Source organism: Marinomonas arctica (assembly GCF_003259225.1).
GTDB classification, from domain to species: domain Bacteria; phylum Pseudomonadota; class Gammaproteobacteria; order Pseudomonadales; family Marinomonadaceae; genus Marinomonas; species Marinomonas arctica.
In genome coordinates this window covers 45,205-68,400 of the sequence record NZ_QHJF01000029.1, presented here as the reverse complement: position 1 = coordinate 68,400, position 23,196 = coordinate 45,205, and the positions used below count along the sequence as shown (strand labels likewise).

Annotated in this window: 19 protein-coding genes; 11 read left to right on the top strand and 8 right to left on the bottom strand. The window is 44.7% G+C overall.

The window, feature by feature from the left end; translation table 11 throughout:
• The first annotated feature begins 13 nt into the window (after window positions 1–13).
• The 3 genes from DK187_RS16530 (at window position 14) to lodB (ending at window position 4,687) form a co-directional block, all read left to right on the top strand.
• Complete coding sequence (locus DK187_RS16530; RefSeq protein ID WP_111608437.1) at window positions 14–1,243, top strand: winged helix-turn-helix domain-containing protein; 1,230 nt, start codon at window positions 14–16, stop codon at window positions 1,241–1,243.
• Window positions 1,244–1,382: 139 nt separating this feature from the next.
• Window positions 1,383–3,566 carry a CTQ-dependent lysine 6-oxidase LodA gene (gene lodA / locus DK187_RS16525; protein ID WP_111608436.1) on the top strand — a complete coding sequence of 728 codons (2,184 nt, stop codon included), beginning with the start codon at window positions 1,383–1,385 and terminating at the stop codon, window positions 3,564–3,566.
• Window positions 3,567–3,568: 2 nt separating this feature from the next.
• A complete protein-coding gene (gene lodB, locus DK187_RS16520) occupies window positions 3,569–4,687 on the top strand; it encodes a lysine-epsilon-oxidase maturase LodB (RefSeq protein WP_111608435.1) in 1,119 nt (372 codons plus the stop codon).
• Between the two features lie 10 nt (window positions 4,688–4,697).
• Here the strand turns inward: lodB and DK187_RS16515 are convergent, their stop codons facing one another.
• From DK187_RS16515 to DK187_RS16485, 7 genes are all read right to left on the bottom strand, one after another.
• Window positions 4,698–5,018 carry a helix-turn-helix domain-containing protein gene (locus tag DK187_RS16515; RefSeq protein ID WP_111608434.1) on the bottom strand — a complete coding sequence of 107 codons (321 nt, stop codon included), beginning with the start codon at window positions 5,016–5,018 and terminating at the stop codon, window positions 4,698–4,700.
• A 359-nt stretch (window positions 5,019–5,377) separates the two neighbouring features.
• Window positions 5,378–6,676 carry a TRAP transporter large permease gene (locus DK187_RS16510; RefSeq protein WP_111608433.1) on the bottom strand — a complete coding sequence of 433 codons (1,299 nt, stop codon included), beginning with the start codon at window positions 6,674–6,676 and terminating at the stop codon, window positions 5,378–5,380.
• Window positions 6,677–6,678: 2 nt separating this feature from the next.
• Entirely contained in the window at window positions 6,679–7,197 is a 519-nt protein-coding gene (locus DK187_RS16505; RefSeq protein ID WP_111608432.1) for a TRAP transporter small permease, read from the bottom strand.
• Window positions 7,197–8,183, bottom strand: coding sequence for a TRAP transporter substrate-binding protein (locus tag DK187_RS16500; protein ID WP_111608431.1), 987 nt, complete (start codon window positions 8,181–8,183; stop codon window positions 7,197–7,199). The genes DK187_RS16505 and DK187_RS16500 overlap by 1 nt, the downstream gene beginning before the upstream one ends.
• A gap of 68 nt (window positions 8,184–8,251) precedes the next feature.
• Window positions 8,252–9,370 (bottom strand): beta-galactosidase BglB, encoded by a 1,119-nt coding sequence (gene bglB / locus DK187_RS16495; protein ID WP_111608430.1) that lies wholly within the window; start codon window positions 9,368–9,370, stop codon window positions 8,252–8,254.
• A 202-nt stretch (window positions 9,371–9,572) separates the two neighbouring features.
• The gene (rhaI, locus tag DK187_RS16490; RefSeq protein ID WP_111608429.1) at window positions 9,573–10,865 is read right to left on the bottom strand and encodes an L-rhamnose catabolism isomerase; all 1,293 of its coding nucleotides are present in this window, start codon (window positions 10,863–10,865) and stop codon (window positions 9,573–9,575) included.
• 87 nt (window positions 10,866–10,952) lie between these two features.
• Window positions 10,953–13,043 carry a bifunctional rhamnulose-1-phosphate aldolase/short-chain dehydrogenase gene (locus DK187_RS16485; RefSeq protein ID WP_111608428.1) on the bottom strand — a complete coding sequence of 697 codons (2,091 nt, stop codon included), beginning with the start codon at window positions 13,041–13,043 and terminating at the stop codon, window positions 10,953–10,955.
• A gap of 234 nt (window positions 13,044–13,277) precedes the next feature.
• Between DK187_RS16485 and DK187_RS16480 the strand changes: the two genes are divergently transcribed.
• The 8 genes from DK187_RS16480 (at window position 13,278) to DK187_RS16445 (ending at window position 21,933) form a co-directional block, all read left to right on the top strand.
• Window positions 13,278–14,060 (top strand): DeoR/GlpR family DNA-binding transcription regulator, encoded by a 783-nt coding sequence (locus tag DK187_RS16480; protein ID WP_111608427.1) that lies wholly within the window; start codon window positions 13,278–13,280, stop codon window positions 14,058–14,060.
• 62 nt (window positions 14,061–14,122) lie between these two features.
• Complete coding sequence (rhaS, locus tag DK187_RS16475; RefSeq protein WP_111608426.1) at window positions 14,123–15,118, top strand: rhamnose ABC transporter substrate-binding protein; 996 nt, start codon at window positions 14,123–14,125, stop codon at window positions 15,116–15,118.
• A gap of 154 nt (window positions 15,119–15,272) precedes the next feature.
• Entirely contained in the window at window positions 15,273–16,787 is a 1,515-nt protein-coding gene (locus DK187_RS16470) for a sugar ABC transporter ATP-binding protein (protein WP_111608425.1), read from the top strand.
• Window positions 16,781–17,788: an ABC transporter permease gene (locus DK187_RS16465; RefSeq protein WP_111608424.1), complete on the top strand. Its 1,008-nt coding sequence runs from the start codon at window positions 16,781–16,783 to the stop codon at window positions 17,786–17,788. The genes DK187_RS16470 and DK187_RS16465 overlap by 7 nt, the downstream gene beginning before the upstream one ends.
• A 16-nt stretch (window positions 17,789–17,804) precedes the next feature.
• Window positions 17,805–18,818: an ABC transporter permease gene (locus tag DK187_RS16460; RefSeq protein ID WP_111608423.1), complete on the top strand. Its 1,014-nt coding sequence runs from the start codon at window positions 17,805–17,807 to the stop codon at window positions 18,816–18,818.
• Window positions 18,815–20,524 carry an L-rhamnose mutarotase gene (locus DK187_RS16455; protein WP_111608422.1) on the top strand — a complete coding sequence of 570 codons (1,710 nt, stop codon included), beginning with the start codon at window positions 18,815–18,817 and terminating at the stop codon, window positions 20,522–20,524. The genes DK187_RS16460 and DK187_RS16455 overlap by 4 nt, the downstream gene beginning before the upstream one ends.
• Window positions 20,525–21,025: 501 nt before the next feature.
• Window positions 21,026–21,472, top strand: a complete 447-nt coding sequence (locus DK187_RS16450; protein ID WP_111608421.1) for an antitoxin Xre/MbcA/ParS toxin-binding domain-containing protein — start codon at window positions 21,026–21,028, stop codon at window positions 21,470–21,472.
• On the top strand, window positions 21,472–21,933 hold the full coding sequence (locus DK187_RS16445; RefSeq protein ID WP_111608420.1) for an RES family NAD+ phosphorylase: 462 nt from the start codon (window positions 21,472–21,474) through the stop codon (window positions 21,931–21,933). Before DK187_RS16450 ends, DK187_RS16445 begins: the two co-directional genes overlap by 1 nt.
• Window positions 21,934–22,067: 134 nt before the next feature.
• On the opposite strand, the gene DK187_RS16440 is transcribed toward DK187_RS16445, so the two are convergent.
• On the bottom strand, window positions 22,068–23,090 hold the full coding sequence (locus DK187_RS16440; protein WP_111608419.1) for a LacI family DNA-binding transcriptional regulator: 1,023 nt from the start codon (window positions 23,088–23,090) through the stop codon (window positions 22,068–22,070).
• Between the last annotated feature and the right edge of the window lie 106 nt (window positions 23,091–23,196).

The window sequence follows — 23,196 nt, the reverse complement described above, 5'->3', positions numbered from 1 at the left end:
AGATTTATTAATCATGATCAAACTTAAATCCCCCAAAGATCTAGCTCGTCTTCGTCGCCTTGCTTTGACGTCCCAAGGTTTGTTGCAGGCGAGTCCGTTTGGCAGTGGTTTGGCTGGTGCGCGTAAGGCGGTGAGTCATTTAGGTTACGTGCAGATCGATACTATTTCTGTGGTGGAGCGGGCGCATCATCATGTGCTGCATTCTAGAGTACCCAAGTTTGAACCAGCGATGACCAATCAAATGTTTCTGGATGGGGATATTTTTGAGTATTGGTCACATGCGGCGGCGTTTTTGCCTATAGACGATTTTCGTTTTTCTTTGCCTTACAAACATGCGATTAAAAGCGGCCAAACCCATTGGTACAAAGATCCAGATGAAAAACTAATGGCAGAGCTGTTGGCTCGTGTTACTTCTAACGGACCGTTACGTTCCCGAGATATCGAAACCAAATCCAGTAATAAGGGAGCAGGCTGGTGGGACTGGAAACCTGCGAAAAAGGCCCTTGAGCAGCTTTATATGCAAGGGGATCTCATGGTCTGTAATCGTGAAGGCTTTCAGAAAAGCTATGATCTAACCGAGCGAGTATTGCCTTCTCATATCAATTCAACAGCCCCCACTATGGATGAATTTGCAGCGCATTTGGTTGATCAACAATTGCGTTGTCATGGTCTTGCTTCGCTAAAAGGGCTGACCTATTTGCGCCGTAATACCGGATTACGTCAAGCGGTGAAAAGCCTAGTCGATGAACGCTTGGCGCAAGGCTTGTTAGAGCAAGTCGTGCTAAACAATGGTGAGATATACTTTATTGAACCCGGTGCATTAGAAGCTCGCTTGCCGGGTCTCAACAAGCGTTTATTGATTCTTTCACCTTTTGATAACAGCGTTATCCAGCGTGATCGACTCAAAAGCCTGTTTCACTATGATTATCAGATCGAATGTTATGTACCAGAGCCAAAACGTCAGTATGGTTATTTCTGCCTACCGCTATTGTTTCGTGGAGAGTTCATCGGTCGCATGGATTGCAAAGCCCATCGCAAAGAACGCCGCCTAGAAATCAAATCTCTGTACCTAGAGACACAGATGGAAACACAGCATTTTGATGAAGATCTAGTCATTAACGCCTTTGTGGACGCCATCAAGTCATTTAGCCAATTTCAGCAATGCGACTCTGTTACGCTAACGTCGGTCGAACCTAAGCATTTAAGCCAAGCTTTACAGGATAGAGTAGAGGGTTCCGCTTAATATCTGGTTTTATTCTTTTATCACCTTTGAATCACAACTGACACCAAAGTGACACTGTGGAAAGCATTTTTGCCTGTTTAACTGAAATGGTCTCAACTAAGACATTGACGGATTTCAGTATCAAAACAGGAGTATCAATATGTCACTTTCGATTCACCCTTCGGTTGGTGTTGCTCGCTTAGGCAATGCGGATGGCAATGACTTTGTTTTAAACCCCATTAAAATCGGCGGCTTGCCGTTTGAACATGATGATAATTTGCAGCCAACAACGGACGTTATTCATTTTAAAGATGAAGCAGGGCGTGTTCGTCGTCAGGGCCAAGTGTTTAAAGTGCTCGATGAAGAGGGTAATGAATTAACCTTGGATTCAGGTAATGTCAAAAGCATTGAATGGAGCGTGCATTTAGCCAATAAAAAAGCCGCATGGTATGCGTTTAGTGAGCTAAATGGCAACTTGCTTTACGGCGAAGAAAATAGCTACAAAAACCGCGGAGTTGAGTGGCGAAATGCCACGGTGACAAGTGAATCTGAAAGACAAAAGCTGATTATTGATCTGGGGCCACGCACGGTGGCTGGTTGTTTAGACAGTGCTGAGTTTGATAAAGACAGCATTCCTAGCAACTATACGAAAGCGTCTTACCCAGGCCCTGTACTGCAAGGAGAGAATTTTAAAAGCCTAGGAACATTGCGTACTGATAATAAAGGTCGATTAGTTGTGCTGGGTGGTTATGGCCGTGCCGGTGGTAATACCGATCTTGAAGGTTATGGTGGTGGTGACGAATGGTTTGATGATATTTCAGATGGCCCTGTTACTTGTGTTGTGACCTATAAAGATGGTTCGGCAGCGAAAACCATAAAAGCTTGGGTGGTGGTGGGCTCGCCTGATTTTGCGCCTGAAATTGTGAATATTTCTACGCTTAATGACACGTTTTTTGATGTAGGTGTTCGTCATTTTGATCTAGTTCCAAAAATGTATACCCATGGGGAATTCAACGATGATTTTGTCGCCAATTTTGAACGTGATATTCAACCTATTATTCATCGTATTAGCCAGTATCAATGGGTTGCGAATGTCCAATCGATGAGTGGCTTCTTTTCTTATCAGTTTGATTATCGTGACAACAGTGATGCGAATAAATCGAATAGAATGAAGTACTACCATTACTTCCGTCAGTTAGATAATAAAACCATTGGTGATTACGATCAGCCACAACAGACTCTTATGAGTTCTTCAGAAGAGGGCAAAATACTACCAATGATGCCGATGAATTCAGGCAGCAATTCCGTTAAAAGTGCCAATGCCTATGATCTGACAAACAATGTGGTTGAGAAGTTTCTTGCTTTAGATGCCACACAAATGTTTTTGTTGAAGCAATGGGCAGAAGGTAAATTTGCCCTTGGCACCGCTGACACTTTATATGTGAATGAAATGGATGCGGCAAGTATTGGTAATTGTGTTGGTTTGCCAATGTGTCCTGGGATTGAAGTGACTTGGAGCTTACAAAATTCCAAATTGTATGAAATGGCGTATCAGGTCAAACATCATAAGGCAGACTATTCTCAACAAGGTTTATCGCCCAGCCGAGACGAATGTGAAGGCGGTGGTTGTGAACCAGGGGATTTAACAAAACGTATGGCGTGTCCTTGGCAAGCTGACTTTTTCAATTGCACGGTACAAGTGGTTAATTTCAGCGAGCCTAAGGTGAATAAGGCGACTCAGGTAGACACCACTTTGTCGCTAACAAACTATGTTTGGAAGGATTTGCCAGATGGCGTGAAAGTACCTGAACAATACCAAGTATTAGCGACACAAGATGTTGAAGAGAAAACCCCTCTTCCGCCAGCGTATTACAGCTACTGGTGGCCGCCTCAAAGCCCTTGGGATGTATTAACAGGGGAATTGGATGTCACAGGCCAACTGAATAGTCACCTTCCTGCTGGTCAACAGATCAATTACGCTCGGGGTATTAATAGTTATGGGCAAATGGTTGAACACTGGTCTGCTTTGGCGTTTATTCGCGATCGTAATGCTAAAAGCGAAGGCTTCCCTTACTTTACAGAATCGGAAAGAAACCATGAGTTGTTTGATTTTAAGGAAGTGGGTGTCGGGCAAATTAGTGGTAACTCAGAAGATAACGATACCACCATCCCCGTGTTTTTTATCAATACGACTAAAGTATCGCTGGATAAGCTAAAAGGTGAAACGGATAAGAAAGAAACGAAAAAAGGCAAATTAATGGCACAGTATTTTGAGGAACGAGCGTTTAAACCTGTTCGTACTAAAAATACTCTTCATCGCTCAGGCACTAGGATGAGAGGGTAGTTATGGATAAATACGATGTCATTGTGATAGGAGGTGGCCCCGCTGGGGCCACTTGTGCGCTCTCCCTTATGTTACATCACCATAAAACAGTGTTGTTGCTAGAACGTGGCGATTTCACTCAGCAGAGAATTGGTGAGCAGGTATCTCATAGTGTTTTCGATTTCTTGGAGTACCTTGACCTTTCTCGTGATGAGTTCGGAGAAGGCTGTTTTGTGCCGAATTACGGTAAAATCAGTTATTGGGGAAGCGATATTGCCAGTCACCATCACAGTCTGTTTACGGCGCAGGGGCAAACTTACCAATTAGACCGTGCCATGTTTGACGAAACCTTGTTGATGACCATGGTGGCGCGTGGAGGCACTATTATTCCCCGTTGTAAACAAATTAAGGTGGCGCAGCAAGGTAGTGTTTGGCAGGTGCAATTGTCTCACCCGGAACAAGGCGAGTTACATTATCAAAGTGACTATTTGATCGATGCATCTGGCAGACAAAGCAAAATTGGGGATGCGTTAGGGATTGAGCGCACAGTGACCGATCAATTGGTTGGTGTTGGTGCCTTTATCCATCATCCTAAGCGGGTGTTTGAGCAACAACAAAGAATCGAGAGCTGTGAATATGGCTGGTGGTATATGGCTGGGCTGTCTAAAGATCTTGCGGTAGTGACTTGTTTTACTGATGTGGATCTAATGAAAGAGAGGAAGCTTAACCGCCCTGCAATATGGAACAGCCATCTTGCCAAGACAAAAGCCATTGCACCCTATCTACAAGGCAGTCATGCAACACAAGCTAGACTTTGGGTGAAACAGGCCAATAGTCAGTTTTATTCTTCCGCTTTTCCGGATAAATTTGTGGCCGTTGGTGACGCTGTGGCGTCTTTTGATCCTGTATCTTCTATGGGTATTGGATTTGCTATGAGCAGCGCTTGTCATGGTGTTCAAGCGTTAATGAATCCAGAAACAAAGGCTATTCAGTACTATCACCGTGATATCAAGCGGATTTTTGATGAATACACGGCAACTCAAAGTCGTATTTACCAAAAAGAACAACGCTGGATGAACAACTCTTTTTGGCAGCGACGTGGTTTTCTTGTTAGTCAGGGAAAACCTATGATGAATGCGTAATAAAAATATTTTATGAGTTTAGAGTTGTATTTCCGTCATTCACACTCTTGCTTATTGTTGGGGAGTGCTCGTCAGAGTGGTTTGAAGAGTCATTTTTAGTGTCATCGATTAAGAGTGCCTCAACTGGGATATCGTAAAATTTAGCAATGTGTGCTGCCGTTCGATAAAGTACATTCATGCCCAATTCCGCACGCTTAATCGAAGACATAGAAACCAACAGCCCTTGTTTCAGGCATTGTTCTGCAAATTTTTCTTGGCTTAAGCCGCAGCGTTTTCTTTGTTCTTTGAGTATTGTGGCATTCAATGGAATTCGCCCATCCTTGTTGCTCATATGTCGTCCTTGTTGCTGATAATAGTTTTTTTAAAGGCGTTAAAAGAAGTGACCGTGGTAGAAGTTAAAATATAGTCACCTATTGCTAGGTTGATAATATGCTCTTTAGGTTAAAAAATGACAAGCTGTCTACTCATGTCTGATGGAGGACGCTGAAAGATTAAAATTGAATCTACAGGGTTTGTAGACCGGAAATGTTCAGAAAGGTACTCAATGATGATCAAGAAAATTGGCAATATTTAGTTAGTAAGCTGAGCTAATTTACAGCTATCAAAAAAAACAGCATAAAAGTTTAAGCACTTCTATGCCGTTTTTTTTTGACTAACAATATCTAGATTTCAAAACCTTAAGCTATCCATTCAAAGCCCAAATAATGATGGCAGGTACAAGGTGATGATTGGCACGTAGGAAATAACGGCAAGCAAGCTGAAGAGCACGAGATAGAAGGGCGCGAGGGCGACGATGACTTTTTCCACTTTCACTTTGGCTACGGTAGCGCCGACGAATAAGCCGGTCCCGACAGGTGGTGTAATAGTGCCGATGGCGAGGTTGAAGATCATAACGACGCCAAAGTGCACAGGATCGTAGCCCACTTTCATGGCAATCGGTAATAAGATTGGGGTAAAGATCAGGATCGCCGGTCCAATGTCCATAAAGCAGCCAACAACCAACAATAAAATATTGATGATCAACATGACCATGATAGGGTCATTGGATATACCCAGAATCAAGGCAGAAATGGCGGCTGGAATACCAGTAAAGGCCATGGCGAAAGACAAGGTGGCTGATGCCGCCAACAGTAGCATGATGGTGCCGGTAATGTGCGATGTTTCGATTAGGAACTTAGGCAGCGCGCGAAGTGGTGTGGTTTTATGGATAAAGAACGCCAATATCATGGTGTAAATCACCGCAATCCCAGAGGCTTCCACCGGTGTTACCACGCCCATAACAATGCCGCCAATAATAAAGACAATTAAGAACAAGCTAGGAATGGCATCCAGCGTGATTTTAACTGCATCTTTAAATGCTACTCGATTCGACAAAGGGTATTTGCGTTTTTTGGCAATAATAACGGTGACCAGTACCAAGCCTAATGCCCAAATAATACCCGCGACGGCACCCCCTAAAAACAAAGCCGCTACTGATGTACCACCAGACACCAAGGAGTAAATGATAAAGGCCGTCGTCGGTGGCACCAACATGCCCGTTGGTGCAGAGGCAATGTTAACCGCTGCAGCAAAAGCTCGGTCGTAACCTTCTTTGGCTTGAATCGGCACCATCACACTACCAATGGAGGTCGATGCAGCAATCGCAGAACCCGAAATACAACCAAACAACACATTACCGGCGATGTTGGTTTGCGCTAAGGAACCAGGAATGCGTCCTGCCAGTAGCTTAGCGAAATTCACCAAACGAATAGCGATACCACCGGAGTTCATAATCACTCCAGAGAGAATAAAAAATGGTACGGCTAATAAGGAAAAACTGTCCAAGCTGGCGACCATTTTTTGTGCTGATGTGAAGAGCGCCATATCGACGGGCACCATCATGGTAACAGCGGCTAAAGACGATGCCACCAGTGCAATCGCTAAAGGCAATCCTAAAAGAGACAGGATCGAAAAGGTAATAATCAGCACTAAGCTTGCTTCACCTGCCATGTCTATTCTCCCATACTGAGTGATTTTTTGATGTCGTCTACAGGTGCTTCATCGGCAGGTGTTTTGATGACATCAATCAAATTTAAAATGGCGTACAAAATCAACAACACACCGCACACGGGCAGCGCGGCATAAAAACTCGACATTGGCAGTTGTAATACCGCTGTGAGCTGTTTGGACGAGATCTGCATACTATGTAAGCCACCCATGATCAGCACATAGACGCTGAAAATAATAAAACTGATTGGAACCAACAGCTTAAGAAATTTGCGAAACCTACCACGCGCAATATCGCGCAGTAGATCAATGGCCATGTGGGAACCACGGCCAGCAGAATAAGCGGCTCCTAACAGAGACAACCAGACCAATCCCAGTCGCAACAATTCTTCGGTATAGGTTGAAGGATCGTTAAATACGTAGCGACTGATCACCTGCCAGCACAGCACACCGACCATGCTGAGCAGTAAGAGTGAGCAGCTTGTCCCTAAAAATATATCTAGGAAACGTCTTATGGTTGGCATTACTTTGGCTCCGCTTGCTGGCGAATTGCTTCGTAGACCTTATATTTTTCAGGCTCAGATTTGAGCTCGTCGTACATAGGCTGTACGGCGGCTTGGAATTCGCTGATATCTGGGTAATAAAAGGTCACACCAAATTGCTTTTCACTGGTCTCTTTGGCGTCATTGACCGCTTGCGCCCACACTTGCTTATGGAATTCTGTGGATTCTTTTGCGGCTTCTCGCACCGCCGTTTGTTGGTCTGGATTCAAACGCTGCATGGTCGCGTTAGATATCAATAGTACATCTGGTACCCTTGAGTGTAGGTCATAGGAAAAATGTTTAGCGACCTCGGCGTGGCGAGCAATGGTCAAGGCAAATTCGTTGTTTTCTGCGCCATCTAATACCCCCTGTTGAATAGACGAATAGACGTCAGCTTGCCCCATAGCGATAGGCGAGCCTCCCAGCATTTTGACCATTTTAATAGAGGTTGGACTTTGCATGACGCGTATTTTTAGACCCTTAAGGTCGTCCACGCTGCGGATGATTTTTTCGGACGTATAAAAGCTGCGTGCGCCGCTGTCGTAGTAGGTTAGCCCTAAAATGCCTTGGTCTTTTGAAGACTCATAAATTGGTGTAGTGATGTCTGGATTGTCCATGACTTTGTAAAAATGCGCTTGGCTGTCAAATAGATAAGGCATAGAGAAAACGCCATAAACCGGGGCAAAACTTTCCATGAGGCCACCACTGACTTTGGTCATATCCAATAAGCCTGCTTGTAGTAGTTCGACCATTTCCCGCTCGCCACCCAGTTGGCTGTCAGGGAAAAAGGTGACGGTAACATCGCCTTGGGTTTTTTGATCGACCAATTCAGCAAATTTTTTCATTGCTTCAACGGTTGGAGTGGCGTTGCTGGCATAACCGAAGCGCAAATTTTCCGCGTAGGCTGATGCAGACGTTATTCCCAAGCCAATAAGGGTTAATGCGGTACTAAGTCGTTTAAGTTTCATTTTCTTATCCTTTTTATCTTTATTGTCGTTTTAAGAAATAGAGGGTTCGTTTTTTCCCTAGCGGATTGCTAGATATAGCGACGTAAATATTCGCTAAGACACAAAATCGCCATGGCTTGCCCATAAGGCATGGCGGTGATTTTGATGTTTTTGTAATACTCTAGATCGTTCCCCATGGCGGTACCAAACGAGGTATTTTGCAGTTCGCCTTGCTCGTTTATGTTGCTACAAACGGCTTTGATGGCTTTTTCAGCCATAGGCAAATAATCCTTAGATAGGTAGCGTTTACGTACCGCTTTTAAGATGCCATACGCAAATCCAGCCGATGCGGAAGCTTCTAGGTAAGTGCTGTTATCGTCTAACAAGGTGTGCCAAAGACCATCGCTGTGTTGCAGCTCGCTCAGGGCTTTCACTTGTCGTTCCAGCGTCGATAGCAAGAAGCGACGAATTGGGTCACTTTCGGCCAAATCTAATAATTCGATGAATTCTGGAATGACGATGGTGATCCAGCTATTACCACGAGCCCATAGGGCCTTGGCAAAGTTGTGGTTGCCTTCAAACGTCCAGCCGTGAAACCACAGGCCGCTTTTCGTGTCCATTAGGTATTGAATATGGGTTAAAAACTGGTATTTCGCTTCTTCGACATACTCGGGCTTATTAAGCAATGTACCGATTTTAGCGAGAGGTAAAACACTCATCATTAAGGTGTCGTCCCACATTTGATTGTGGTTCACGCTGTTGTAAACGATGTGCTGCAAACCGCCTTCTTGTACGCGTGGCATGTCGTACATTACCCATTCAGCCCATTCTTCTAGATACGGAATCCAAGATTCTTTTGGTGTCCGTTCATGCAAACACGCCAAGGTTAAAAAGGGGGCCACCGTGTTGATGTTTTTGGTTGGTGTGCCTTCGCTTAGACGTTGCTCGAACCAATCGTGAATGATGTTTAATGTTTTGTGATCATTGGTGGTTTGCCAGTATTTGAACAAGCCATATAAACCTATTCCATGAGTCCACTCCCAGCCAGCCCAGCCTTTGGTATCGATGACACGACCATCTTCAAGGCGCAGCAAAAAATCGCCAGTAGTATCTTCAATGTTGATAAGATTGTCGGTGAGTCGCTCGATCAGTTCTATGGTACGTGCCTTTGGCATGACATAGGTTGGTTGACTTAATAATGTGTGCATTTTCAATCCTTTTATTATTCTGGATTTTCTTGTCTTGGTTAAATATAGGTCATAATAATTTCGTTTAAAACTATGATTTTAATTTTTATTTATAAAAATATATTTTTATTAAAACATCGTTTCTAAAATTAATTTTGCCAAAAAAATATAGCCTCATTTGAGCGCTATATTTTGGGGGCGATCAGAGTCTTGTTTATTGTTTTTACACAATTCCTGAGCCCGTTTTATTCGGATCTGCAGGACGAGCCTTGGCGACGGCGGCGCGATAGCCGCTAGCACGGTAACAGCTTACTGGATCGATGGCGCCTCCGGCCTGGAGGCGTGCCATTTGCAATATGGGCTCAACATCTAGGTTATAAGCTTGTTTTAAGCTGGCCTGTGCCATCATGGCGTCGTTTGCTTCTTGATATTGTGTTAAGGCGTTGCGATCGACTAATAAGCTTTTCACAAAGGCGCGTTGCACTTCCGCAGCGCTGTACATCAAGCTTTCCACTGGGTCGGTGACGTTGTGTGATTGATCCAACATATAGAATGGACTGTAAGACGGGTCTTGTACGCGAATGTCGGTCAATTCGTTGAAGATCAAGAACAGTTGGTAAGGGTTGATAGAGCCGCTGTCCAAATCATCGTCGCCGTATTTACTGTCGTTGAAATGGAACCCGCCCAGCTTGCCGAATTGCGCAAGACGGCTGACGATCATTTCGATGTTGACGTTCGGCGCATGGTGGCCCAAATCCACGAGAGACAAACAGCGCTCGCCGGTTTCTTTTGCGGCAAGGTAGCTGCTACCCCAGTCTTGAATCACAGTTGAGTAGAAAGCGGGTTCAAAGATTTTGTGTTCCAGCAGCATGTTCCAATCGTCTGGCAGGCTGTTGTAAACGGCTTTGATGCTGTCTAAATAATGCGTGAAGCTGTTTTTAAAGTGTTGTTGGCCGGGGAAGTTAGAACCATCGCCTACCCAAACAGTCAGGGCTTTTGATCCGAGCTTTTGGCCTAGTTCCACCACGTCAATGTTGTGAGCAATGGCTTGTTCGCGCACGGCTTTGTTGGTGTGTGTCAAACTACCAAATTTGTACGATTCTTCTTGGCCAATTTGATCTTGAAAGGTGTTGGAGTTCATTGCGTCAAAATGCAAACCATATTGCTCAGCGTATTGGCGTAGTTCGCTTGGATCTTTTGGTCTGTCCCAAGGAATGTGCAGGGACACGGCTGGCGTGGCTTGTGATAGCAGTTGAATAACCGAGCAATCGTCAAGTTTTTCGAAGATATTGCGTGGTTCGCCTTTGCCTGGAAAACGGGCGAAGCGCGTACCACCTGTGCCCACTCCCCAAGAGGGAACGGCGACGGTAAATTGCTTAGCTTGTTCCAAAATAGTATCGATTTTAATACCTGAACGTTCCAGTTTTTCTGCTAGCGCATTGTAATCACTGATAACCGCGGCTTCTTGCTTAGCGTTATGTTCTTGCAGCCAGTTTTGATCAATTAATTGTTTCATGGTGATTCCTTTTTATTGTTCTTTTAATCGAGACCTTTGCGACGATGATAGCGCGTGCAAAGGTCTTTGAGTAAATATCTACCGTCGTTAGCGAGTAAAAGACGGCGCGTGACCCGCATCGACATTCAGAATATTCCCCGTCGATTTAGAGGATGCCTCTGACGCAAAGAAGTAAATGGCTTCCGCAATGTCTTCAGGGAATACATTTAGCTTCAGCATGCTGCGTTGGCGGTAGTGTTCTTCCAAATCATCGGTTGAGAGTTTGTAAGCACTGGCTCTTTCTTCTTTCCATTTGCCAGTCCAGATTTTTGAACCGCGTAAAACCGCATCTGGGTTAACCACGTTTGAACGAATGCCAAGCGGTGCGCCTTCTAGGGCAACGCAGCGAGCAAGCTGGATTTCAGCGGCTTTTGCGACGCAATAGGCGCTGGCATTGGCACTGGCAACCAAACCGTTTTTACTGGCGATAAACACCATGTTGCCACCCATATTCTGTTGTTTTAGCAGACTAAAGGCTTCACGAGCAACCAAGAAGTAACCTGTCGATAAGATGCTTTGGTTTTTATTCCACAGAGCAAGAGTGGTTTCTTCTAAGGGCGCGGAAGAGGCTATACCGGCGTTGGAAACAACAATATCTAAACCGCCAAAGGCTACTGCGCAATGCTTCACCGCGCGGATGACATCGTCTTCATTGGTCACATCCATCTTGATGCTAGAGGCGCAATCTTTGCCAAACTCGCTGTTCATATTCGCCTGGGCGGTTTGCAGAGCGTCTTCGTCTATGTCCATCAATACGATGTTGGCGCCTTCTTTGGCGAGACGTTTTGCTGTCGCCAGGCCAATACCGCCAGCCGCACCAGTCACCAAGGCGATATGACCCGCTAAGGATTTGGGTTTTGGCATACGTTGCAGCTTGGCTTCTTCTAATAGCCAGTATTCAATGTCGAAGGCTTCTTGTTCTGGTAGGCCGACGTATTCGCTGACGCTGTCTGCACCGCGCATGACATTGATGGCGTTTACGTAGAATTCCCCCGCGATACGAGCGGTGGCTTTGTCTTTGGCAAAAGACAGCATACCCACCCCTGGGATCAAGTAAATGACGGGATTTGGATCGCGCATGGCTGGGCTGTTATCGCGTTTGCAGCGGTTGTAGTAACCGGCGTAATCTTCACGGTATTCTGCAAGGCTTTGGTCCAATGATTCGATTACTTCATCAAGGTTGTCAGTTTCTGGATTGTAATTGACCACAAAAGGACGAATCTTAGTGCGCAAGAAATGGTCAGGGCAGGAGGTCCCCAGCTTTGCAAGACGATCTAGATCTTTAGAGTTAACGAACTGCAATACTTCGTCGGACGCATTGAAGTGACCAATTTGACGTTGTTTCTCGCTGGTTTTACCACGAATCAGTGGCATTAAGCTTGAAACCACTTGTTGGCGTTTGTCGTCTGGTAATGTGTTAAATCGCTCACCACCAAAGGCGGCTTTGCCAGCACTTTGTTCTTCTAGCCAAGTTTGTGCTTTGTTAATAATATTCAGTGAGTTGAGGTAGCAGTCTTTGTTGTCATTAGCCCAGGTAAAAAGACCATGGCTTTCCAGTACGACGCCTTTTAAATGCGGATTTTCGGTGGCGATTTTATGCAAATCCATGCCTAACTGAAAACCTGGTCGACGCCATGGAAGCCAGCCAATGTCACCGTTAAAAATGTCTTCTGTAAGTTGCTTGCTGTTTTTGCTTGCTGCGATCGCAATCACGGCGTCAGGGTGAAGATGATCGACGTGAAGATAAGGTAAATAAGCATGAAGTGGCGTATCAATGCTGGCGGCGCGGGCGTTTAGGTTGTAAGTACAATGCGGAAGGTAAGCGACCATCTCATCTTCAAACTCAAGTCCGCGATACAGTGGTAAAAGCTGATTCAATTTGTCCATATAAAGAGTGGAAAAGCCATCCAATCCCATTGAACCAATATCGCCACCAGAACCTTTTACCCATAATACGGTGGTTTTTTCACCCGTGAGAGGGTCCTTCATTTGCAGCTTTGCTGAGGTATTGCCGCCGCCGTAGTTGGTTACGCGCATGTCAGAACCAAGCAAGTTTGATCGATATTGCAATAATTCAGCTTCACTTAGAAGAGACGCATCCGCGTCATTCCAAAGAATAGGGAGTAAGTTAGTAGACATCGTTTAACCTCAAGTATTGCCTATTTAATAGCGTAAAACTTTGTTTCATGGCTATTTAATAAAGACTTAAATTTATTTTTGTTATGCACAACCAGCGGGTTAGAATGATCGATAACCTTCATACTAAAACAAAAACAATCATTTTCAAGCATTTTTTATCTTTTTTGATAATATATGATTAATAGTGCTTGATAATGATTGAAAATTAATTATATTGAATATCGAGGATGATCGATGCACGAAATTGAAAGGCACAGAGTGATCCTATCAGAAGTCGAGACTCGACCTATTGTCACGGTAGCGCATTTAGTAGATGTATTAGGTGCGTCTGAAGCCACAATACGAAGAGACATTGGTTTTTTGGACAAAGAGGGAAAACTGCGTCGTGTACGGGGTGGGGCGGAAGCCATCAATCCACCGTCTGATGCCAGTTTGTTGGGGCGACCTTACTCCGTCAATCAGACGATTAATACGGATGTAAAGCGGGGTATAGCGAAAGCCGCAGTGGATTTATTGTCAGACAATATGTCGATCATGATCAGCGGTGGCACAACCACATCGGCTATGTCTGAGTACATGCGTAGCTTAAAGCTACAAGTCCTGACTAACTCCTTCTCTATTGCCGATCAATTGATCAAAAAGAGCAAGTGCAGTGTGACCGTGCCGAGCGGCAAAATTCATCGGGAGCAGAACATTATATTGAGTCCGTTCCCGAATGATATTGCTAATCACACTTACGCTGACATTCTTTTTATTGGTGCATACGGGGTGAATTCTCACGGTGTGATGGAGACAGATCCACAGATTGTACAAGCGGTAATGAAACTGATAAATCGAGCCGATCAGCGGGTGCTTTTGGTTGATAGTACAAAGTTTCAAAACCGATCAAGTATGATCATTTGTCCTTTGTCACAGATAGACATCGTCATTACGGACGATGGAATAGATAACAAGAGTAAAGAAGTGATTAAGTCGGCAGGGTGTCGTTTGATCATAGTGGAAAAACAAAAACAATAAACCGCGTCTCGGATAAGACAACATCTCGTTGTGTGATGATGAGCGCGCTCTTGGAGATAATTATGAAAAATAAACTCATCACAGCTTGTGTGTTGGCGTCTGCTACTTTGTTTGCTTCTGGTGCCTATGCCGCGGAGCAGGTTCGAGTCGCGTTATTGGTGAAGGCTTTGGGCATTGGTTTTTTTGAAGCGGCGTATCGTGGTGCAGAAGAAGCCAAAAAAGAGCTCGGTGACGTAGAGATTATTTACACAGGTCCTACGTCAACCACTGCGGAAGGTCAGATTGAAATCATCAATTCACTGATCGCGCAGCGTGTCGATGCGATTGCCGTATCGGCCAATGATGCAGATGCCTTGGTTCCTGCTTTAAAAAAAGCGCAACAGCGCGGCATTAAAGTGATTTCTTGGGACTCTGGTGTTGGCAAAGAAGGCCGCCAAATCCACTTAAACCCTTCTAGTAATAGCCTGATTGGCGAAATGAACGTACAGCTCGCTGCGGATGCGATTAAAGCCAAAGGTAAAACCTCCGGTACGTTTGCCATCCTGAGCGCAACACCAACCTCGACCAACCAAAATATTTGGATTGGTGAGATGAAAAACTCCCTTAGCCAATTCCCTAATCTAAAACTTGTCGATACTGTCTATGGTGATGACCTTGCGGATAAGAGCTTCCGTGAAGCGACCGCTTTGATCAAAAATCATCCTGATCTAGATGTGATCGTGGCACCTACCACGGTTGGTATTTTGGCGGCTGCACAAGCCGTAAGTGATTTGGGCTTAACGGGCAAAGTTTATGTGACCGGTTTGGGTCTTCCTTCTGAATTAGCGGGTCATGTGCACAGCGGTGCGATTCATAGCTTTGCTATCTGGAACCCAATAGACCTTGGTTACTCAGCGACCATGCTGGCTTATAACCTTGTTAAAGGCAAAGGCACGAAAACCGAGATTCCAATGGGCCGTATGGGAACATTGCAAGTTGACGAAAATGGTGACGGCGCGATGGCGAAGCCGTTTGTTTATGATGAGTCCAACGTCGACGAATTCTCTTCCATTTTTTAGTTGCTATTAACCCTCTCCCAACCTCCCCCTTCGCTGGGGGAGGAGTTAAGAGCTTATATTCCCTCCCCTTGTATCTTTTGAAGGGGAGGGCTAGGGTGGGGTTTTGCTCGCTCAATAATTTCATAATGAATCAATAACAATAAGAGCTACCGTTATGAACAAGGCAATTTTCAGTTTAAAAAAGGTAAGCAAGGTATTTCCCGGTGTCAAAGCGCTGGACGGTGTCGATTTGCATCTATATCCGGGCCAAGTGACGGCGTTACTTGGTGAAAATGGCGCAGGCAAATCTACTCTAGTTAAAACCATGACTGGCATTTATCAACCGGATGGTGGAGACATTATTTTTAACGGCAAACCTGTGCAGTTTCATTCGCCTCATGATTCCCATGCCTTAGGTATCACTGCGATTCATCAGGAAACCGTGTTATTTGATGATCTGACGGTGGCGGAAAATATTTTTTTGGGCAACTATCCAATGAAAAAGGGCCCGATGACCAAGTATTTTTCTATAGATTGGTCGGCTATGGTGACGCGTTCTCAAGACATTTTGTCATCCATTAACGCGCACATGGACCCTAATCAAATTTTACGTGAATTAAGTATCGGTCAAAAACACATGGTTGGCATTGCGCGAGCTTTGTCCGTTGACGCGAAAGTGGTGATTTTAGACGAGCCTACAGCCGCTCTGTCTCACCATGAAATTCATGAACTCTACGAACTCGTTAATACACTCAAGCAACAAGGCAAAGCGATTCTCTTTATTACCCATAAGTTCGATGAAATTTTTGCCTTGGCGGATCGTTACACCGTATTCCGTGATGGTTGTTATGTGGGGGAAGGCTTTATCAAAGACACTAATGAAGGTCAGCTGGTGGAAATGATGGTGGCGCGAAGCATAGCCGCCACGTATCCCAAAAAAGACGTGGAAATTGGTGAGACATTATTAGAAGTCAGTAACCTATGTCACACAACGGAGTTCGCTAACATCAGTTTTAGTTTGAAAAAAGGTGAGATCCTTGGCGTTTATGGTCTGGTGGGTTCAGGCAGAACGGAGGTGATGCAGGCTTTGTTTGGCACCACGGACCACGTGACTGGCACGGTAAAAATGAATGGCAAAGAGGTGATCATTCACTCACCAAAAGACGCGATAGAGAACGGCATTGTCTATGTACCGGAGGAACGTCAGAAGCAAGGGATTGTGTTGGAGTTGCCCATTTATCAAAACATCAGTTTGCCGCAAATGGACCGTTTAGCAAAACACGGTAATCTGGATCAAGAAAGTGAGATGTCCCTAGCGCGCCAATATTGTGAGCGTTTACAAGTGAAAGCCTCTTGCTGGGAAGAAAAAGTCATGAATCTATCCGGTGGCAATCAGCAAAAAGTGGTGATTGCTAAATGGCTCGCGACCAACCCCAAAGTCATTATCTTGGACGAGCCAACAAAGGGCATTGATATTGGATCAAAAGCCGCAGTACATGAGTTTATGTCTGAATTGGTGGATTCTGGTTTGGCTGTCATCATGGTGTCATCGGAATTGCCTGAAATTATGGGAATGTCTGATCGAATCTTAGTGATGAACGAAGGCTTGATTGTCAGTGAGTTGTCACGGGCTGATGCGACACCTGAAAAAGTGGTTTCTCTGGCGACCGGAGGACATGTGACATGTTGAGACGCTTTATTTATTCTCGCGAAGGCATTTTGAGCATGATTGTGCTGGCGATGTTTTTGGCGGTGGGCACGATCAGTCCAGATTTCATTAGTGTGTCTAACAGCATCAGTATTTTTAACGATACGTCGATCTTGATCATGTTGGCATTGGGGCAGATGTTGGTGATTTTAACCCGTTGTATTGATCTTTCTGTGGCGGCCAATGTGGCTTTTACCGGCATGGTCGTTGCCATGGTGAATCAATATTTTCCGACCTTGAATATGTTTGTTTTGATGTTACTCGCGTTGGGGATTGGGGCGTTTTTAGGGGCGATTAATGGCTTGTTTGTTTGGTTATTAAAAGTGCCTTCTATTGTAATTACCCTGGGCACTATGAGTATTTATCGCGGTGCGACCTTTTTGTTGTCAGACGGCGCATGGGTGAATTCTCACCAAATGAGTGAGGCCTTCATTGGCTTGCCGCGATATGAAATTCTGTCTATTCCGGTATTAGCTTGGATGGCGATTATCACCATTCTTTTGGCCTTTTGGACGATGAAATTCAGTGTATGGGGGCGCAATTTTTATTCCGCAGGCGGCAATCCGATGGCAGCTTTTTATTCTGGTGTGAATGTTGGCAAGGTGCAGTTTTATGCTTTTTTGGTATCAGGCACATTGGCAGGGTTGTGCGGTTATTTGTGGGTGTCGCGTTTTGCTGTGGCTTACGTGGATGTCGCCAATGGCTTTGAGCTACAAGTGATCGCGGCGTGTGTGATTGGCGGTGTTAGTATCGTTGGTGGTTTGGGAACCGTGGTGGGTTGTGTGATTGGCGCCTTGTTTATTGGCGTGGTGAATAACGCTTTGCCCATTATTGGCGTATCGCCTTTTTGGCAAATGGCTATCTCTGGACTGGTGATTATTATCGCTGTGGTGGCGAACGCCTCGTCCGACAAAGACAAAGCACGCATTATTCTTCGCAAGCCAGAGGCATCTGTTGGCTCCGCTCCGTCGCAATCACATTAAGAGAAAGAGGCTTTTTATGGACACAATAATAAAAAAATCAGCCACACCAGATGCGTTGTCAACCAGTAAACTACCAGTGTTTTTCCGGTGGGAAAGCTTACTAATATTGATCATTGTTTTAGTGTGTGTAATGAATTCCTATTTATCACCTTATTTTTTAGACCCTTGGAATTTATCGGATGCGACTTTTAACTTTACCGAAAAGGCTCTTATTGCTTTGCCGATGGCGATGCTGATTATCGCCAAAGAAATTGATATTTCTGTGGCGGCGATAATTTCGCTTTCCAGTACGTTGATGGGGCTAGTGGCGCAAATGGGCGCACCCGTGTATATGGTGGCGTGCGTTGGTGTTTTGGTTGGTGCAGGCTGTGGTTTGTTTAATGGTGCTTTGGTAACAGGGTTTAAAATTCCCTCTATTGTGGTGACAATCGGTACCATGAGTTTATTTCGCGGTATCAGCTATGTCTTATTGGGCGATCAGGTGGTGCGTGATTATCCCGCTGGTTTTGAGTTTTTCGGTCAGGGCTACGTTTATTGGGTGTTTTCGTTTGAGTTGGTGTTGTTTGTCTTTTTTGCCTTGGTGTTTTATTGGCTATTGCATCGCACTAAATTTGGTCGTTATACCTATGCGATAGGCAATAACCCCACAGCGTCTTATTACTCAGGTATTAAAGTTAACAAACATCGTTTGATTTTGTTTACCCTAGTTGGCGTGATGTCTGGTATTGCCTCAGTGTTGCTTACGTCACGTTTGGGCAGCACTCGTCCAAGTATTGCTACGGGTTGGGAGCTAAGTATCATCACCATGGTGGTGTTAGGTGGCGTGAGTATTCTTGGTGGCAGCGGCACCATTGGTGGTGTGGTGTTGGCGGTGATTCTAATGGGCTTGGTGACCTTTGGTATGGGCTTACTGAATATTCCTGGCATCGTTATGACGATTATCGTTGGTGTGATGTTAATCACGGTCGTGAGTGTACCCGTGCTGATCACTTTCTATAAAAATAAAAGCAACAAGGCAAAAGCGCTATGAGATACGCCTCAGTCATGTACCTATATAAAGGTCGTGAAGACGAATATAAAAAGCGTCATGATGAACTCTGGCCAGAGCTTGCTGAGCACCTTAAGCAACATGGCATCCGCAATTATTATATTCACTTGGATGCTAATGAGAGTGATCCAAACGCAAACCGACTGTATGCCACCTTTGACGCAGACGATCTGGATGCGAAAGCCTTAGCCGCTCATCCTGTCATGCAGCGCTGGTGGGAATATATGGCGGACATCATGGAAACCAAAACGCCATCGTTTGAACCTGTCGCCGATGCTTTGGAAGAGGTGTTTCGCTTTAATGTGTTGCAGCCTGATAAAACGCGTGTGGTAGCGGTGTTAGACATTGGTAAAACTAACATTAAAATTTGCCTGATGGACGGGCAAACCGGTGCCTTATTGCATATCGCCAAACGTGTTAATGGTGTCGTGGATGCGCCGCCATATCCTCATGTGGCTATGGACTCTATTTGGCACTGGATTAAAGACACGCTGGCCGATTTAGCCCAGCGCTATTTTATTGCCAGCATTGCGATTACCACACATGGGGCGACTATTGCCTGCATGAAGGGCGACGAACTTGCCTTGCCGATTTTGGATTACGAATACGATGGCGTATCAGAGTGTAAAGACGAATACGATGCAGTACGACCAGATTTTAGTGAGTCTTTTAGCCCACGATTGCCGCAAGGCTTGAACTTGGGTGCGCAATTGTTCTGGCAGCAAAAACACTTTTCAGGTGAGTTTTCAGGAGTCGACTCGTTACTTTTGTATCCGCAATATTGGGGCTATAAACTGAGTGGTAACAAAGCCGCCGAAGTGACCTCGTTAGGTTGCCATACCGATCTTTGGAACCCGACTAACTGCCAATTTTCGTCTTTGTGTGAACAGCAAAAATGGTCAGAATTATTTCCTGAGGTGATGGAAACTGGCGCGAAGCTGGGTACCATCTTGCCCGAATTAGCGAATGAACTTGGTTTGCCAGCAAGTTGCGTTATTTTCAATGGCATACACGATTCCAACGCTTCGCTGGTACCTTATATCGGGCAGCCGATGGAAAAACTCACTGTGGTGTCTAGCGGCACTTGGACTGTCATTGCCACCATCAATGGTAAACTGGATTCATTGCAAGAAGACAAAGACATGCTCGCCAATGTGGACGCCCTTGGCCGTGCCACACCGACAATTCGCTTTATGGGCGGACGTGAATGGGAGCAACTGCGCAGCGACAGCAAAGCCACCTTGAGTGACGTGAGCTTCATCCTCGAACACGGCATTTTAGCGATGCCTGCCTTTGCCAAAGGCGGCGGACCCTTTGCCCGCTGCGAAGGGCGTATTATTAACCGTGGTTTGGAATTAATGCCCGCTCAGCAGTCAGCTTTGGCGGATGTGTATGTGGCCTTGATGACAGATTATTGTTTGGATCTGATGGACAGCAGTGACACCGTAATCGTCGAAGGCGCATTCAGTAATAACATTAACTTCCTCACCTTATTGGCTTGTATGCGCAGCCAAAACGAAATCTACGCTTCTCGCGATGTCACCGGCACCTCCGGCGGCGCGGCCTTGCTGTCTAACAAAAGCTTAAAGTTAAAAGGCCGCCTCAGTCTAGCTTGGTGCGACGCACAGATAAAACCATTGCTGAATCTTTATCGTCAACAGTGGCGAGACTTGGTTGGAGAGTTGTAGCTTTTGCTAAAATTAATTTATTCGGGTTTAATTCCTCGTCGCTTGCGGCGTAAATAACTAAAACTCAGCCTTGTCATTCCCGCTCGGAAGGTTGTCACTAAACGACTTTCGTCGATCTTGTAGGTCGTGCCTTTAGGCCGACAAAAAAGCTTGTGACGACAAATTTCGTCTTGTCGGGCTGAAGCCGCGACCTACAAAACGTATCCAACTTTCACTCGCTATTTTTTACGGTACCCTGCTTTGAGGGAATGGCGTATGAACAAAATTTAGCATTGTTTGAATGATGCACCGATACCTCGCCCTTGGGGTGGGGGCATTAGCAATCTCAGTTCTATCGTTTTGTTGATGGAAAAGTCACACCAAACGAATTTTGAGTTTTTTTACCCAGAGCGGAAAATTGCAATTTGATCAGATTGGATAATCAGAGAAAAGTATAGTTTTGTGCATTTTGAGGCGAGTGCTACAATAAATGTTGCAGTGGCATCGGAATTTGGAGGTAGTATGGTAATTCGAGCGTTTAAACCCAGCAAGAAAGAAAAAGTAGGGCTTTTATCTGCATTGGCGCTATCTAATGATCCAGTGAGTGCGTCAAGTCAATTGGCAGAAGGATTTGACTTTGCTGTTATTGGACGCATTGTTAAACAAGCTCAGATTAAGCAAGCCACAGTGATTAAAATGGCAGGAATTGACCGAGGGACGTTAAGCCGTCACACAAGAGCACGTACAAAATGGACGGGTGCTTCGGCGATAAAAGTATATAACGCCGCTCGAATCATTGATGCCGCACTAAATTTGTTTGATCAAGATAAACAAAAGGCAGAAAATTGGCTAAATACACCAGCAATTGCCCTCGGTGGCATAAGCCCTGCTGATTACGCCAAATATCCTCTAGGACAAGAAGCGGTGATAGATCTTATAGGTCGAATTAAGTATGGGGTTGTCATCTAATGATGCTCTATCGTTTGTGCAAAATGGAGTTTGCTGATACTGCGTTTGATGGTTATGGTGCAAGAACTTATGGTGGTCGCTGGAATCCAAAAGGTGTGGATTGTGTTTATTTAGGTGAATCAAAGTCTGTTTGTCTACTTGAAACGATTGCACATTTGACTGATGCAAAAGCCTTAGATCAGTACGCGATGTTATCTATCGATATTCCAGAAGAGCTGATTATGGTGTTTCAAGAGCGTGATCTCCCTGAAAATTGGAGAGATTATCCCGCACCGCAAGAGTTAGCTGACATGGGGGCGGAATGGCTTGAGAATGCTGAAAGTCTTGTTTTATTAGTGCCCAGCGTTATATCTGGTGACTTTTGTGCGTTACTAAATCCTAAACACCCTCGATGCCGAGAATTTATAGCCATCGCTCAACGAGTCGCGTTCTCTATCGATCCAAGATTAGCTCCACGGTAGCAGTCGCAGAGCAAATCTATTAATCAATATATTCGAAGACTAAGACCGAAATCGAAAGCTATCTCTTGTCTGTTGGTGTATTGATATTTTTCTAATGAGTTTCTTATCCCATTCGAGTTCGGCTTTCATGAGTCCTAATGCGATTTTCGGGATATTAATGATGGTTCAACCAGAAGGTGCTTGGCCGTATTTCGGCCTTTTATGCGTTCTAATAGTGCATTAGCGGCCAGTTCGCCTTGTTGTTCTGCTTGTTGATCGATACTGGAAAGGTTGACCATGGCATAGGATGCTAATGGCGTATTATCGTAACCAATAATAAACACGTCTTTTTGCGGTGTGAGTTGACGTTTTATACATTCATCTAGTAGCGGAATGGCATGAATGTCACTCCAGCAAAAAATAGCACATGGCAGTGTTTGCTCATCTAAAAAAAGAGCGAGTTCTTTTTTCAGCTCGTCTTCGTTGTTGGAGACTCGGAAAATACGGTCTTCGGCTACATCGTTATGGTTTGCTTTCGTCAGGGTATGTAAAAAACCACGCTCACGTTCTTGGTTCAAATCGACTTTATTAAACTCTCTTAGCGGTTGACTGATCATTTTTATGTTTTTTATGCCCGTCTCGACGAGGGCTTGAGTGGCTAATTCTGCTCCTAAGAAATCATCGCCATTGATGGTGTCAAAGCTTGTTGCTGTGTTTTCAATATGGCCAACCACTGCCATAGGTATTTGTTTTGCGTATTTTTCTAATGCGGAATCTGAAAGACGAGGGGCAATTAAAATCAAGCCGTCTACATTGCTATCCATCATGGATTCTATGAGTGAAGACTCAATAGACAGCTCGCTTTGCCCTAAGCCAATCAGCATTTTATAACCTGATATTGAAAGGGTTGCGTTTATTTTTTCTAGTAGCTTTGGCAAATAAGCATTGCCCAAATTGACAATCAGCACGCCTACCGTAAAGGTTCTGCCTCGCATCCCCCTTGCTGAGGTGTTTGGTCTATAACCTAGCTTTTTAATTGATTTTTCTACTTTTTCTTTTAGTGATGGGCTAACGCCATAGGCACTTCGGATTACCTTTGAGACGGCAGCTACAGATACCTCAGCGTCTTTAGCTACATCCTTAATGGTGACTTTTTTCATTGTTTTTTCAATTTGCATGTAAGGCCATTTACTTAGGGAAATACTATTTTTTTAAAATTTTATAGAAAGTACTTGAAATGAAGTTTTGTTTCTACTTATTATTTGTATAACGTTCTACACTTTT

Excerpts from the sequence above, each read along its gene's own strand:
- rhaS (WP_111608426.1), top strand. The coding sequence starts at position 14,123 with ATGAAAAATAAACTCATCACAGCTTGTGTGTTGGCGTCTGCTACTTTG.
- DK187_RS16505 (WP_111608432.1), bottom strand. The coding sequence starts at position 7,197 with ATGCCAACCATAAGACGTTTCCTAGATATATTTTTAGGGACAAGCTGC.
- DK187_RS16470 (WP_111608425.1), top strand. The coding sequence starts at position 15,273 with ATGAACAAGGCAATTTTCAGTTTAAAAAAGGTAAGCAAGGTATTTCCC.
- lodB (WP_111608435.1), top strand. The coding sequence starts at position 3,569 with ATGGATAAATACGATGTCATTGTGATAGGAGGTGGCCCCGCTGGGGCC.
- rhaI (WP_111608429.1), bottom strand. The coding sequence starts at position 10,865 with ATGAAACAATTAATTGATCAAAACTGGCTGCAAGAACATAACGCTAAG.
- DK187_RS16485 (WP_111608428.1), bottom strand. The coding sequence starts at position 13,043 with ATGTCTACTAACTTACTCCCTATTCTTTGGAATGACGCGGATGCGTCT.
- DK187_RS16515 (WP_111608434.1), bottom strand. The coding sequence starts at position 5,018 with ATGAGCAACAAGGATGGGCGAATTCCATTGAATGCCACAATACTCAAA.
- bglB (WP_111608430.1), bottom strand. The coding sequence starts at position 9,370 with ATGCACACATTATTAAGTCAACCAACCTATGTCATGCCAAAGGCACGT.
- DK187_RS16445 (WP_111608420.1), top strand. The coding sequence starts at position 21,472 with ATGATGCTCTATCGTTTGTGCAAAATGGAGTTTGCTGATACTGCGTTT.
- DK187_RS16455 (WP_111608422.1), top strand. The coding sequence starts at position 18,815 with ATGAGATACGCCTCAGTCATGTACCTATATAAAGGTCGTGAAGACGAA.
- DK187_RS16480 (WP_111608427.1), top strand. The coding sequence starts at position 13,278 with ATGCACGAAATTGAAAGGCACAGAGTGATCCTATCAGAAGTCGAGACT.
- DK187_RS16450 (WP_111608421.1), top strand. The coding sequence starts at position 21,026 with ATGGTAATTCGAGCGTTTAAACCCAGCAAGAAAGAAAAAGTAGGGCTT.
- DK187_RS16500 (WP_111608431.1), bottom strand. The coding sequence starts at position 8,183 with ATGAAACTTAAACGACTTAGTACCGCATTAACCCTTATTGGCTTGGGA.
- DK187_RS16530 (WP_111608437.1), top strand. The coding sequence starts at position 14 with ATGATCAAACTTAAATCCCCCAAAGATCTAGCTCGTCTTCGTCGCCTT.
- DK187_RS16510 (WP_111608433.1), bottom strand. The coding sequence starts at position 6,676 with ATGGCAGGTGAAGCAAGCTTAGTGCTGATTATTACCTTTTCGATCCTG.
- DK187_RS16440 (WP_111608419.1), bottom strand. The coding sequence starts at position 23,090 with ATGCAAATTGAAAAAACAATGAAAAAAGTCACCATTAAGGATGTAGCT.
- DK187_RS16465 (WP_111608424.1), top strand. The coding sequence starts at position 16,781 with ATGTTGAGACGCTTTATTTATTCTCGCGAAGGCATTTTGAGCATGATT.
- DK187_RS16460 (WP_111608423.1), top strand. The coding sequence starts at position 17,805 with ATGGACACAATAATAAAAAAATCAGCCACACCAGATGCGTTGTCAACC.
- lodA (WP_111608436.1), top strand. The coding sequence starts at position 1,383 with ATGTCACTTTCGATTCACCCTTCGGTTGGTGTTGCTCGCTTAGGCAAT.